General features: G+C 60.1%; 11 protein-coding genes. 5 read left to right on the forward strand and 6 right to left on the reverse strand.

Features of this window, described 5'->3' with window-relative positions:
• Positions 1-144: 144 nt before the first annotated feature.
• Positions 145-321, reverse strand: coding sequence for a hypothetical protein (locus ACZ1HM_RS04515; protein WP_472741531.1), 177 nt, complete (start codon positions 319-321; stop codon positions 145-147).
• 93 nt (positions 322-414) lie between these two features.
• Between ACZ1HM_RS04515 and ACZ1HM_RS04520 the strand changes: the two genes are divergently transcribed.
• Entirely contained in the window at positions 415-1332 is a 918-nt protein-coding gene (locus ACZ1HM_RS04520; protein ID WP_472741533.1) for a LysR family transcriptional regulator, read from the forward strand.
• A gap of 19 nt (positions 1333-1351) precedes the next feature.
• On the opposite strand, the gene ACZ1HM_RS04525 is transcribed toward ACZ1HM_RS04520, so the two are convergent.
• A complete protein-coding gene (locus ACZ1HM_RS04525; protein WP_472741535.1) occupies positions 1352-4009 on the reverse strand; it encodes a TRAP transporter permease in 2658 nt (885 codons plus the stop codon).
• Between the two features lie 98 nt (positions 4010-4107).
• Positions 4108-5079 (reverse strand): TAXI family TRAP transporter solute-binding subunit, encoded by a 972-nt coding sequence (locus tag ACZ1HM_RS04530; RefSeq protein WP_472741537.1) that lies wholly within the window; start codon positions 5077-5079, stop codon positions 4108-4110.
• A 381-nt stretch (positions 5080-5460) separates the two neighbouring features.
• Here ACZ1HM_RS04530 and ACZ1HM_RS04535 point away from each other — a divergent pair, with 381 nt between their 5' ends.
• Positions 5461-6789 (forward strand): aspartate aminotransferase family protein, encoded by a 1329-nt coding sequence (locus ACZ1HM_RS04535; protein WP_472741539.1) that lies wholly within the window; start codon positions 5461-5463, stop codon positions 6787-6789.
• A 69-nt stretch (positions 6790-6858) separates the two neighbouring features.
• On the opposite strand, the gene ACZ1HM_RS04540 is transcribed toward ACZ1HM_RS04535, so the two are convergent.
• Complete coding sequence (locus ACZ1HM_RS04540; RefSeq protein WP_472741541.1) at positions 6859-8469, reverse strand: tetratricopeptide repeat-containing sulfotransferase family protein; 1611 nt, start codon at positions 8467-8469, stop codon at positions 6859-6861.
• A gap of 192 nt (positions 8470-8661) precedes the next feature.
• Here ACZ1HM_RS04540 and otnK point away from each other — a divergent pair, with 192 nt between their 5' ends.
• From otnK to ACZ1HM_RS04555, 3 genes are read left to right on the forward strand one after another with little or no spacing between them, the layout of a single operon-like run.
• Complete coding sequence (gene otnK / locus ACZ1HM_RS04545) at positions 8662-9933, forward strand: 3-oxo-tetronate kinase (protein WP_472741543.1); 1272 nt, start codon at positions 8662-8664, stop codon at positions 9931-9933.
• Positions 9930-10580: a 3-oxo-tetronate 4-phosphate decarboxylase gene (gene otnC, locus ACZ1HM_RS04550; RefSeq protein ID WP_472741545.1), complete on the forward strand. Its 651-nt coding sequence runs from the start codon at positions 9930-9932 to the stop codon at positions 10578-10580. The genes otnK and otnC overlap by 4 nt, the downstream gene beginning before the upstream one ends.
• Positions 10577-11338: a hydroxypyruvate isomerase family protein gene (locus ACZ1HM_RS04555; protein WP_472741547.1), complete on the forward strand. Its 762-nt coding sequence runs from the start codon at positions 10577-10579 to the stop codon at positions 11336-11338. Before otnC ends, ACZ1HM_RS04555 begins: the two co-directional genes overlap by 4 nt.
• Before the next feature lie 4 nt (positions 11339-11342).
• Here ACZ1HM_RS04555 and ACZ1HM_RS04560 read toward each other — a convergent pair whose 3' ends face one another.
• Positions 11343-12347 (reverse strand): phosphotransferase enzyme family protein, encoded by a 1005-nt coding sequence (locus ACZ1HM_RS04560; RefSeq protein ID WP_472741549.1) that lies wholly within the window; start codon positions 12345-12347, stop codon positions 11343-11345.
• A 91-nt stretch (positions 12348-12438) separates the two neighbouring features.
• On the reverse strand, positions 12439-13749 hold the full coding sequence (locus ACZ1HM_RS04565) for an aminotransferase class I/II-fold pyridoxal phosphate-dependent enzyme (protein ID WP_472741551.1): 1311 nt from the start codon (positions 13747-13749) through the stop codon (positions 12439-12441).
• Positions 13750-13864 lie beyond the last annotated feature (115 nt).

Consider the following 13864-nt stretch of genomic DNA (forward strand, 5'->3'; position numbering starts at 1 on the left):
CGATCAACGGGGCCTTGATGGCCCGTGTGACGTGTGGTGCCGAAAAGCTGTCCGCAACAGATGCAGAATTTCGATGGTTTTGCGAGGATATGTTGTAGAGCTCAGAGCCTGAAAAAGGGCGGGATGCCTGCGCGGCATCCCCAGTTAACTCAGGCGCAGAGACTTTTTCATCTCAGAAGACGCGAGGTTCTTGGTCTCTTCAATGGCGGCGACAAGGCTCTCTGCGCCAAGCTCTTCTGCACGCAACGCGGCAAATCCCAACAGAATTGTCAGGTTTCGCAGCCCGGTTGTGCGGTCTACGGCTTTTTCGGGGTCGTTCACCTGTTTGTTCCCTCAAACGGCCCATTCTGGCCTTCCCAGTGTACAATAGAGCCGATAGTCTCAGAAAAACAATCGATAGGTCTTAAAAAAATCATGCAAAATTTTGATCTTTTTCGCGTGGACGGCCACGCCTTGCGTGTCTTCCTTTCGGTGTGTGAAACCGGCTCGGTCAGCCGCACGGCGGAGTTGTTTGACCTTAACCAATCCACAATCAGCCATACGTTGGAAAAGATGCGATCTGCCTTTGGCGATCCTTTGTTTGTAAAGTCGGGCCGGGGCATCACGCCCACGGAAAAAGCGCTGAACATGGTGCCGCGCGTGCAGCAAATCCTGGCCGATATCGAAGGTCTGGTCACGCCTGAGGTTTATGACGTCTCAAAGGATGAACGCCCGATTGCGCTGGCGATTTCCACACCCGCCCTGTTGAACGACATGCGCGCGCTGCACGCCAAGGCGCTGGAGGCTGCACCGGGGGTGAAGCTGGAGCTGAAACGTCTCGCGCCCCGCGACCGTCTGCAAGAAATGCTGTCGCAGGATGAGGCGGAGGTGGCGATTTGTGTGGCGGGGTTCAGATATGGCTCAACCTTGAACCACTGCGTTTATGGCACGGAAAAATCCGTGGTCTATTACGATCCCAATTGCCGTGGGCCGATCACCACGGTTGAGGAATATGCCGCCGCCCGGCACGGCGTGGTCAACTTTGGCGGCGCGCAAAAAAGCGAAGTGGAAAAGCGGCTGGCTGAGATCGGACTAAAGCGCGAGGTGGCTTTGGTGGCACCAACGGCGTCGATGTTGGGCGATCTGATCAGCGGCACGGATATCATCGCAACGATGCCGCAGCGGCTTTCGGAATTTGCCTATCGCGGGCTGTCCTACACGATGCCGCCCTTTGGCATGTCGGACATCGTTTATGATCTGGTCTGGCACCGCAGATACGAAAAATCAGGCCGCAACCTGTGGCTGCGCAATCTGATCCTGGCGTCGCGTCAGGGCGAGGGGGTCGCGCCCTGACGATTTCCTTGGGGGCCGCTTAGAAGGCAGGCTGCGTCGCACGGGGCCGTTGGATGGCCACGATCAACAGCAGCAGCAAGATTGCCGGGATAAAGAAGATCTCTTTCGGCATGCGGTCATTTTCCACCTGGATGGCTTCGATCTGGGCAGGTTCATCGCCGTAGAAGTCATAATCGTTGGCCAAGGTTTCAAAGAATGGCGTGCCGGGGAAGGGCTCTTCTAGCGTGACCAGACCATCACTTTCAAAGACGGTGAGGCCCACCGCCTCAAGCCGCTCTTGCCCGCTGCCTTCGGCCTCTGGCGTGACGGTGATGGTGATGGTGCCGACGATGCCTGTGTCAAAATCCGGGGCAGAGACGCGCAGCCGCGCGGTATCGCCCACCGGCATGTCCCCCAGCGCGGTGAGGGCGGCGGGGCCTGTTGTCTCAGTGTATTGATCCTGGATCTGGTCCAAGAAGAACCCAGGCCGGAACAGCATGAAGACACACAGCATCATCACCACGGCCTCCCATTTTCGGGTGCGGGCGATGAAATACCCTTGGGTGACAGCGGCAAAGACCAGCATCGCGATGAGCGATATGAAGAAGACCATCACCGCCTTGGCAGGCCCTACGTCGATCAACAACAGGTCGGTGTTGAAGATGAACATAAACGGCAAGAGCGCTGTGCGGATGTCATAGCTAAAGCCCACGATGCCCGTCTTGATGGGATCCCCGCGTGAGATGGCCGCCGCCGCATAGGCGGCCAGGCCCACGGGCGGTGTGTCATCGGCTAAGATGCCAAAGTAGAACACAAAGAGGTGCACTGCGATCAGGGGCACGATCAGGCCAGATTGCGCGCCCACGCTGACAATCACCGGTGCCATAAGCGATGAGACAACGATGTAGTTCGCCGTCGTCGGCAGGCCCATGCCAAGGATCAAGGACAGCACCGCCACCAGGATGAGTAGGATCATCAGATTGCCCCCGGCGATGGTTTCGATCACCTGGCCGATGATCTGATGCGCCCCGGTCAGAGAGATGGTGCCCACGATGATGCCTGCAGCACCCGTGGCCACACCGATGCCGATCATGTTGCGCGCGCCGCTTTCCAGGCCTGCGACAAAGTCACGGAAGGAATCGCGCAGGCCCCCTGTCACCCCCATCTTTTCCGCCGCAGCAGAGAGGTGGGCGTGGGTGTTGCCGCGCATCATTTCCTTGAGCGGACGGTGGGTGAGGGTCACGATGATCATCACCACGGTCGCCCAAAACGCCGACAACGCAGGTGACAGCCGGTCCAGCGTGTCGGTGCGCACCATCAGGTTCCAGACCAGCACAAAGATCGGCAGCGCAAAATAGGCACCACCCCAGAAGGTGGGCGTGAGGCGCGGCGCCTCAACCACATCAGCGTTGGGGTCATCGGGTACCACGTCCGGAAAACGCGAGGCCACATAAAGGAGCGCCAGATAGGCCACCAGCAACAGCACCAGCGCGGGATAGATCGTGGCACCCGGCATCATCGGCTCAAGCAGGGCGCGGAAACCAATCACCAGGAAGGTGATCGCGGCCATAGCGAAAAAGCCGGTGAGAAAGAGGATAAAGATCATCACCACGCCGATGTGACGGCCCGGCTTTTTCAGACCTTGCAGGCCCAGCTTGAGGCTTTCCAAATGCACAATATAGAGCAGCGCGATGTAGGAAATGACCGCTGGCAGGAAGGCGTGCTTGACGACTTCGATGTAGGGAATGTTGACGTATTCCACCATCAGGAAGGCCGCCGCCCCCATCACAGGCGGGGTCAGCTGCCCGTTGGTGGAGGAAGCCACCTCAACCGCGCCCGCCTTTTCAGGGGCAAAGCCGATGCGCTTCATCAGCGGGATGGTGAAGGTGCCGGTGGTCACGGTGTTGGCGATGGAAGAGCCAGAGATCATGCCTGTCATCATCGACGACAACACCGCCGCCTTGGCCGGACCGCCGCGCAGCGCGCCCAGCAGGGCGATGGCCACTTTGATGAACCAATTGCCGCCGCCCGCTTTTTCCAAAAGCGCGCCAAAGAGCACGAAGAGGAAAATCATTGAGGTTGAAACCCCAAGCGCCACGCCGAAGACACCTTCGGTCTGCATCCAGTAGTGGCCCATGGCCTTGCTGAAGGACGCGCCGCCGTAGTTGGTCACACTGCCCACCCATTCCGAATAACCGCCAAAGAAGGCCAGCGCGAGGAAGGCAGAGGCGATGATCACCAAGGGCAGGCCCAGTGACCGGAAGACCGCGATCATCAGCACGGACATGCCGATGCCAGACATCACAATGTCTGAGGTGCTCCACAATCCGGGGCGGTCAGCGATCTCAAACCGGAAGACGATCAGATAGAGGCAGGCAGAGCTGCCCAGGATCACCAGCGCCCAGTCATACCAAGGGATTTTGTTGCGGTGGCCGAACATCGGAAAGGCCAGCGTGGCCAGTGACAGCGCAAAGGCAAGATGCACAAAGCGCGCCTGCGCCACGATATTGGCAAAGATGCTGACGCCCGTGGCCTGGGCCAAAACACCGGGCAATTTGGACGCGATATAAAGCTGAAAGAGCGACCAGGCGATGCAGAGCCCGAATATCAGATTGGCAGCAAACGGGCCCGCGTTACGCGCGCCGGTGTCGGCCTCTGCCACCATATCTTCTGCGGATCTGGTTGATGTGTCTGTCATTGCTTTGTCCCCTCAAGCCATGTCCCTGGTCAAAAAACGCCAGCGGTCCAAGGGACACGCTGGCGTTCTCATTGTTCAAAACATCAAAGTGATGTCGCTTAGTCCATCAAACCCAGCTCTTTATACGCTTTCTCGGCACCGGGGTGCAGAGGGGCGGACAGGCCATCGTTGATCATCTGGCTGGCGTCGAGGTTTGCAAAGGCAGGGTGCAGACCGCGGAAATCATCCAGGTTTGACATTACAGCCTTGGCCACAACATAGGCCACATCGTCAGAGACATTGGCAGAGGTCACAAAGGTGGCGCCCACACCGAAGGTCGTGGTGTCCCCATCTGTGCCTGCATACATCCCACCTGGGATGGTCGCGACACGGTAGTAGGGGTTATCTGCCACCAGCTTATCGATCGCGTCACCGGTCACAGAGACCAGTTTGACGTCGCAGGTGGTGGTGGCTTCTTTGATCGCCGCTGCTGGGTGGCCAATGGTGTAGATCATCGCGTCGATGTTGTTGTCGCAGATCTCTTTGGCCATTTCAGAGCCTTTGTACTCTGTCGCCAGGGCGAAATCGTCCATGGACATGCCGTAGGCTTCCATCACCACTTCCATGGTGGCGCGCTGACCGGAGCCGGGGTTGCCGACGTTCACACGCTTGCCTTTGAGGCCTTCAAAGCCGTCGATGCCGCTGTCTGCGCGCACGATCAGTGTGAAGGGCTCTGGGTGCACGGAGAACATCGCGCGCACTTCGGGGAAGGGGTTGTCTGCGAACTTGGAGGTGCCGTTGAAGGCATGGAACTGCCAGTCTGACTGGGCCACACCAAACTCAAGCTCACCCGCTTTGATGGTGTTGATGTTGTAGACGGAGCCGCCGGTTGATTCCACCGCGCAGCGGATGCCATGATCTTTGCGCTCGCGGTTCACGAGGCGGCAGATCGCGCCACCGGTGGGGTAGTAAACGCCCGTCACACCGCCGGTGCCGATGGAAATGAACTGTTGGTCCTGCGCCATTGCAGCACCGCCAAAGGACAGAGATGCAGCCGCTGCAAGTCCACCGAGGAATGTACGATAATTCATATGTGTCTCCCTTATTTTTGCGGCGTCCAAAAGGCACCGCTTGTGCGCCAAGGTTCTTAAATGTTGGCCGGGATGTCACTACCCTAGCCAGAATTTTTCCCAAATTCACCTAGTGAAACGTTGATATGCCAGTTATTTCAGGGGCTTGCGTCGGCTCGATTGTTTTGCAGCAGGAGCTGTTGGGTCGACCTGCCCGGAGGCAAAAAGGGCGGCCATCCCCCTGCGCGCCCGTGCCGAGGATGCAGGCGGTAGGTGTCTATGGCGCGCTAAGACGCCTGCGCGGTCGTTTGCGTTTCAACCCGTTGCCGCGTTAGCGTAATCCCGTCACAGAAGCGTTGCAGTTGCCGGAACGGTGCTGCTGATTCTCACCGAGGTCTTTAAATGAACCACGTTTTCCCACGCCAAATCACAGCCCCTCCGGTGAAGGCCGTCAGCGCGCAGGGCTGCTATATCACCGATGAACACGGCAAGACCTATCTGGATGGCTCAGGTGGTGCTGCGGTGTCCTGTTTGGGGCATGGCGATCCTGAGATCATCGCCGCCGTTCAGGAACAGACCGCACAGCTGGCCTTTGCGCACACCGGCTTTTTCACCAGCGCACCGGCTGAGGCGCTGGCGGATCTGTTGATCAAACACGCGCCAGCGGGGATGGAGCGGGTCTATTTCGTCTCTGGTGGATCAGAGGCGATGGAGGCGGCGCTTAAGCTGGCGCGCCAATACCATATTGAAAACGGGCAGCCTGACAGACGTCACATCATCGCGCGGCGGCAAAGCTATCATGGCAATACGCTGGGGGCGCTGGCTACGGGCGGCAACCAGTGGCGTCGCGCGCAGTTTGAACCGCTGTTGGTGAACGTCAGCCATATCGCGCCTTGTTATGCCTATGTGGATCAACAACCCGATGAGAGCGCTTTTGAGTATGGTCAGCGTGCCGCCCAGGATCTGGAAGATGAGATTTTGCGTCTGGGACCTCAGAGCGTCATGGCCTTTGTTGCAGAGCCGGTTGTGGGCGCCACGATGGGCGCGGTTCCGGCGGTTGAGGGGTATTTCAAACGCATCCGTGAGATTTGTTCCCAGTATGGCGTGCTGCTGATCCTGGATGAGGTGATGTGCGGCATGGGGCGCACGGGGCATCTGTTTTCCTGCGAGGCCGATGGCGTGGCCCCCGATATTTTGTGCATCGCCAAGGGACTGGGTGCGGGATACCAGCCCATCGGGGCGATGCTGTGCTCCAAACAGATCTATGACGTGCTGGGGGCGGGATCCGGGTTCTTTCAGCATGGGCACACCTATATTGGCCATCCCGTTGCCTGTGCCGCGGGCTTGGCTGTGGTGAATGCGATCCTTGAGCGTGATTTGCTGTCTGCGGTGCATCAGCGCTCTGAACAGATTTTCGAAGGCCTGCGCAGCACCTTTGGCCAGAACCCCCATGTAGGAGACATTCGGGGCCGGGGGATGTTTATCGGGATGGAGCTGGTTCAGGACAGAGAGACCAAGACACCTTTCGCGCCTGAGCGAAAGGTCGCAGCAAAGGCCAAAAAGGCGGCGTTTGAGGCGGGGTTGATCTGTTATCCCATGAGCGGGACACGCGATGGCCGCTTGGGCGATCATATCCTGCTGGCACCGCCGTTTATCTACGAAACGGCCCAGGTGGATGAGCTGATCTCAAAGCTGGGCCAGGCGATTGGGCAGTTGGATTTGCGGGCTTAGGATCAGGACCCTGGGGCTGCAAAGTGCTGGCCCGGTGCTTCGGGTCATCATCGCCCCATACAGTTCGCTTTAACGCGCTTCCTGTAAAACCCCGGCAGCTGTAAGGGCTTTGCGCATCGGTTCCAGCTGAGGCGCGTAGCGTTTCCATTGGTCATTGCTGTCGGCGTAAATCGGTTTTCTGACCTGATCCGCGCTGGCTGTCAGAACCTGCGATTTCGCCTTTTCGGGGCTGAGCCAGTCCTGCGTCCAGGTCAGGCCGGTGGCCGCCGCCATCTTTTGCGTCACGCCTTCGGGCGCGCTGACCAATTCTTCATAGGTGATGTCACAAATCCGGTCCGCAAAACACTGCCGCCAATGGCCCATGATGTCGTTGTGCAGCACCATAAAGCGGGCGATGTCTTCTGGCGCATAGACATAGCCGTTCCCGGCCCCTTCAAACGACATGCGGTAAAGCGACCAGGCCACAGACATCGGATCTCTGGTGATGTGGATGATCTTGGCTTCGGGCAGGGCGGCGCAGATGAAGCCGGTCCATTCAAAGTTCAACGGCATCTTGTCAATCATAACCGGACTGCCGTCTGAATACTCTGCCAGCCCCGCGCGCAGCTTATCGCGCAGGGTGGCGATGTCGTCGGGGGTGAGGGCTTTGTCCTGCCGGTCCATCAGGGCCCGCAAAAACTGTGATACCGTGGTTTGGACCACGCCGAGTTCCCCGCAGGCCTGCGTGCCTTTGGCGCGGCTCAACATCCGCTCAACCAGCGTGGTGCCTGACCGCGGCAGGCCAGTCACGAAGATGGGCGTGCGCGGAGCAGGGGTGTCTTGAACACCCGCTATGGGCCCTTTGATCAGCGCCTTGCCAAGCGCGGTTGGAATGGCGTCTTTTTGAAAGTCGTAAGGGGCGGCTTTGCGGGACAGGGCATTTGCCTGCGCCAAATGGGCAAAGGCTTCATCGCGGGCGTCTACCTGATCCAAGGCGCGGAAGAGCGCGAAATGCAGCGGTGCGGTTGCACTGTCCGTCTGGGACGCCTGTTGCGCCAAGGCGCGCATGGCCCCCAGATGGGGATGGTCAGACGTGTATTTCGTCACCTCAGCAAGGCTTCGGTGCAGGATCGGATTATCTGGGGCCAGGCTGATCGCCTGTTCGTAAAAGCCGCGTGCGGCGGCGCGATCCCCGCGCGCGCGGGCCAGGATGCCAAGGTTGCTATAGGTCTGCGCATCGGTTGCAGGGTGTCCCAAGGCGGCCTGAAAGCTGGCCTCTGCCGCATCGGACAGGCCCATGATCCGTTCCGCGCGCCCTTTGAAGTTCAGGGCCTCAGGGTTGCCTGGGGCATGTTGCAAAACCTTGCGCGCTGTCTTTAGCGCGGCTGGCGCGCGGTTCATCTCAAGCTGATTGGCCGCAAGCGCCAGCCCAATTGCCACGGTGTCAGGGGCAAGCGCAAAACACGCAGCCAGGATACGCTCCGCCCCGTACCAATCGCCCGCCTTCTGCGCGGTCTGAGCCTGTGGCAGCAGCTGCGGGAGCATGGGCCGAAGCTCTTGCATCCCTTTGAGCGCTTTCTTGTTGCCAGCAAACCGCGACAGCACGCTTTGATAGGCGTCAACAGCGCCAAGCCAATCCCCAGCCTTTGCTGCCTTGCGGCCCCGCGCCAGCGTTTTATCGAGTGATCCACTGCCTGCCATGCCTGTTGCCCTGCTTATTGCTGCTTTTGTGCGTTGGCTTCAGTTAAGCAAATCCGCTGCCTCCCGCATAGAGGGTGGTTGTGAAAGCGGGGCTGTGCGGCTATCGCTGGTCAAAGTATACATTAGTGGATACATTAATCCGGCGGCGGTGCAGGAACCGCTGCGACCAAGACTGAGAAGGGCAAGCACAGCATGAGCACCGTATTGGGTTGCATCGCAGATGATTTCACAGGGGCCACCGATTTGGCGGGGCTGTTAGCGCGCAGCGGCGCACGGGTTTCGTTGCGGATCGGTGTGCCAGAGGAGCCACCGCAGGATCCCGCCCCGTTTGAAGTGATTGCGTTGAAATCGCGGACGGCCCCGGTGGCTGATGCGGTATCCCAGACCACTGCCGCCTTGAACTGGTTGCGACAGGCCGGGGCGGGGCGGTTTTTCTGGAAATACTGCTCCACCTTCGACAGCACAGCCGAGGGCAATATCGGTCCGGTTGCAGAGGCGCTGATGGCTGAGCTGGGGATGGAACAGACCATCTATTGCCCGGCCTTTCCAGAAAACGGGCGGTCCATTTTTATGGGCAACCTCTTTGTCGGCCAAGAGCCTTTGTCTGAAAGCCCGATGAAGGATCATCCCTTAACACCCATGCGGGACAGCAATCTGATGCGGCTTTTGGCCCCGCAAGTGCGCAAACCCGTTGGATTGGCAGACCGGCTGACCGTGGCGCAGGGGCCTGAGGCGTTGCGTGATGCCCTGCAGCAGTTGCAGGCAAAGGGCGTGGCCCATGTGGTGGTCGACGCGGTGGCGAATGCGGATCTGGAGATCATCGCACAGACCTGCCGGGATATGCCGTTGCTGACTGGCGGGTCGGCGCTGGCCATGCCGTTGCCTGCGCTTTTTGTAAAAGACGGGTTGCTCAAGGCGGAGGCGCTGCAGACCGACCAGCCGCAGGTGGCCGCGCAAAGCATCGTGCTATCAGGTAGTTGTTCGGACATGACCAACCGCCAGGTGGCGCATTACAAAGCCGCAGGCGCGCCAAGCTATCAGCTAGACCCGCTTGTGTTGGCTCAGACCGGCGAAGGCCCGGTGCTGGCTTGGCTGGCAGAACAGGATTTGTCAGCGGCCCCCTTGGTCTATGCCACCGCCGATCCGGCCAGCGTGAAGGCCGCGCAAGACAGGTTTGGCGCCACCCAGGTGGGCGAACGGATTGAGCAAGTGCTGGCCGCTTGCGCCGTGGCCGCCCGCGATGCGGGCGCGCGGCGGATTATTGTGGCGGGGGGCGAAACCTCGGGTGCGGTGACAAAGGCGCTGGGCGTCAGCAGTTTGGACATCGGCGCGGAAATTGCACCGGGCGTGCCTTGGACGTTTTGCACGTCGGCAGGGCAGCGGATTGCCTTGACGCTGAAATCGGGCAATTTTGGCCAAGAGAGTTTCTTTGAGGATGCTCAAAACGTGTTGGAGCAGGCATGACAGAAGAGGCGCGGCTGCGCGAACAGATGTGCCTGTTGGCCAAGTCGATGTTTGACCGGGGGCTGACTGGCGGCAGCACGGGCAATATCTCGGCCCGCACGCCCGATGGGGGGCTGTTGGTCAGCCCCACAGGCACCAGCTTTGGCCGGCTTGATCCGGGCAGGCTGAGCCGGTTTGACGCCGCAGGTCAATTCGTTGGAGGCGATGCGCCGACCAAGGAAATGCCACTCCACAGCGCTTTTTATGATACCCGCAGCACGGCGGGTGCGGTTGTGCATCTGCACGCCTGCCATTCGGTCGCCTGGTCGATGATGCCGGAGGTGGACCCGGAGAATTTCCTGCCTGCGCTGACGCCTTACGCGATCATGAAGTTGGGCAAGGTCAAACTGCTACCTTTCTTTTTGCCCGGCGATCCCGCAATGGGGGATGCCGTGCGCGGCCTGGCAGGCAAAAGGTCTGCCGTAATGCTGGCCAACCACGGGCCGGTGGTAGCGGGCAAGGATGTTGAAGCGGCCTGCAATGCCATTGAAGAGCTGGAAGACACCGCGCGGCTGGCGATGATGACACGGGGCATGTCCCCCGTGGGCTTGAGCGAAGATCAGGTGCAGGCCTTGGTGACCACCTTCAATGTGGAGTGGGAGGCGTGAAGTTTTCCGCCAACTTGGGCTTTCTTTGGGCCGACCGGCCGCTGCCAGATGCCATTCGCGCGGCCAAAGCGGCCGGATTTGATGCGGTGGAGTGTCATTGGCCCTATGACATCCCGGCTGAGGATGTCCGCGCCGCACTGTCGCAAACGGGGCTGCCGATGCTGGGCCTGAACACAAGGCGCGGCGATGTGGCGGCAGGTGAAAACGGCCTGTCGGCCCTGCCAGGGCGCGGCACAGATGCGCGCGCGGCGATCGACGAAGCAGTGGCCTACGGCAAGGCAATCGGCGCGCATAACGTCCATGTCATGGCCGGGCGGGCCGAAGGGCCAGCGGCGCAGGCGGCTTTTCTGGCCTCACTCAGCTATGCGGCGGATCTGGCGGCTTCGCAGGGCATGAACATTCTGATTGAGCCCCTGAACCGCCACGATGCGCCAGGATACTTCCTGCGCACGACCGATCAGGCTGCCGCGTTGATCAGTGCTGTGGGCAAGGCAAACATCCGGCTGATGTTTGATTGCTATCACGTGCAGCGCACCGAAGGGGATGTGGGGCACCGTTTCGCGCAGCTATTGCCGTTGATCGGGCATGTGCAATTCGCCTCAGTGCCAGACCGTGGCCCCCCAGACGGGGGCGAGCTGAATTACCGCGATGTCTTTGCGCGCATCAGAACGGCAGGATATACCGCGCCTCTTGGGGCCGAGTATAAATCTGATTTTCCAACCGATCAGACGTTGGGCTGGATGAAGGCGCTGGGCTAGGTTTTTAAGTCTGGCGATCCAGCCAAGCTGCACCCAAACGGGCCGTTGTGCTGGCAAAGCCAGCGGCAAGCTGTTGTGGCTCTGGCGCGTCGATATGGCTGCCGATCCAGGCCAGGAGCGCCATGCGGCGCAGCATGATCATGGTGTCAATCTCAGCCTCGTCTTGCGCGCGTAGGGGCCGGATGGTGCGGTAACCCCGCAGCCATGCGGCTTTGAGCTGGGGGATCATCGGATCGTCTTCGATAAAACTGATTGCGGCGGCAAAGTCATACATAAACCACCCAAAGCCGCAGTCGTCAAAATCAATCAAGCGAATGTCATCGCCTTCTACCAACAGGTTGGCCAGGCGCATGTCCGCGTGGATCAGGTTAAAGCGGTCTTGGCTTTGCCCGTAGGCCGCCAGCCTCAGGCGCACCCGTTGTTCAACGTCTTCCAACACGCGGCGAATGGGGTCTGTCACACCAGGGGCCGCGCGCCAGTTCCCCCAGGTGGGGTCCGCGCCAAAGACGGTTTCCACATCCCAGGTCAGCCGCTCAAACGGGGCGGGGCGCTGCCAGTTTTGGACGTGCAGGTGACAGTGTGCGGCCATCTTGCCCAGAGTTTCGAAATGCGCGGGCATCTCGCCTGCCTCGGACGGGTCGCCGCCGGGGATGAACTCAAACAGCACCAGATACCGCGGATCGGTCTGGCCGGGCTCATGGATCTGCTGGATCGCTTGGCCGTCCAGGCCTAGGACCACCTGGGGCGTTGGCAACACATCGTCTTGGCGCAATGCGGTAAGCCAGGCCAGTTCGCAGGCAATCGCACGCCGCGTGTGATAGTTGTGTCGGTGCACGCGCAGAACGGATTTTGACCCTGCTGGCGTGGTGACAAGATAGGTGTAATTCTCTGACACGTTGATCAGTTCCAGCGTCGCCGTGGCAGGCAAGCCCCAAAGGGGCAAAGCGGCCTGTGCCAAGGGGCCAAGCTGATCAAGCTGGGTTTGCAAGCGGGTCTGTGTGTCAGCCATGTGCGGTCTCACTCAAAAGCCGTCAGACCGAAGTGCTATGTCAGTTTTTTGCGTGGCACCAGAGCAGAAATTGCGCACATGCGAGCTGACCCTAGGAATGCACGAAGTGCAGCTGATCAAAGCTGCGCCGCCATGTGGCCACCTCTGCGGCAATGTCTGCGCCTGCCAACCCTTGTACGATCAGATGCGCCAGACGGGGGGCATCGCCCTGCGTCATGCCCCAGCGCACCAGCTCTGGTGTGCCGATGCGCAGGCCGTTCATGTCGCCTTTGACCTCTGGGATGGGTAGGCCGATGCCGCAGGCCAGAAAGCCGGCGCGCCGCAGGGTTTTGGAGGCTGCCTGCCCCCCGCCATACTCTGCCGCCAGAACCGCGAATTGGTGCGATTGCGTAAAGCCGCCCGTACCTGAGAAGATAGGCACGCCCTCAGCGGCAAGCGCCTTTGCCAGTGCTTGGGCCAGCGCGATCATCTCAGCGGCATAGGCCGCGCCGAACGCGCGCCAGTCCAGCATGGTCACCGCCAGGGCCGCTGATTTTGCAGCGTCAAAGTTTGCGGTCATGCCGGGAAAGGCGATATGGTCCAGGGCCTGTGCAATGTCGGCTTCATTGGTGACGATCAGACCACCGGCGGGGCCACCAAGGCTTTTGTAGGTGCTCATAGTCATGAAATGCGCACCTTCGGTCAGCGGATTGGACCAGGCCCGCCCCGCGATGATGCCGCATTGATGGGCCGCGTCAAACATCACCTTGGCCCCCACCGCATCCGCGATGTCGCGCACCTGTGCCACGGGATGTTCAAAAAGGTTCAGACTGCCCCCGATAGTGATGAGTTTGGGCTGTTCTTTCAGGACCAGCGCGCGCAACGCGTCCAGATCAACGGTATAGCCATCCGCATGCACCGGTGCCTCAAGCGTGCGCAGGCCATAAAGACCGGCGCAGCCCGCGGCGTGGTGGGTGACATGCCCCCCGATGGCGGCGGGCGGCGCGATGATGGTGTCGCCCGGGTTGCAGGTGGCCATAAAGCCGTAGAGGTTCGCCATCGCACCAGAGGCCACGCGGATCTCAGCAAATTTCGCCTGGAACACTTCAGCGGCGAGTTCGGCGGCGATCACCTCAATTTCTTCGATGGCCTCAAGCCCCATTTCGTATTTGTCGCCCGGATACCCCAAGGACGGACGTGACCCGATGCCAGAGGCGAGCAATGCCTCAGCCCGCGGGTTCATCACATTGGTGGCGGGGTTGAGGTTGAAACACTCAGCCTCGTGGATCTCTTTGTTGCGCCGTGCCAGCTCTTCTATATGCGCAAGCAAATCCGGTGATGTGGCCTTGGCTGTGGTGGACGCGATTTGTTGAACCCGTGTTTCGCTGGGCGCTGGCACCCAGTCTCTGCTGGCGATGGTCATCTGTGTTCTCCGTCTTTGTGGCAGGTTTGACCTCAAAGAAGGGATGTTGCAAATCAGATTTGCTATTTCTTGGGGTGGAGTAACCCAGCCAGCCTTATGTGTGGTTTGTGCGCCA

It is taken from the genome of Sulfitobacter sp. GN1-4 (assembly GCF_055693825.1).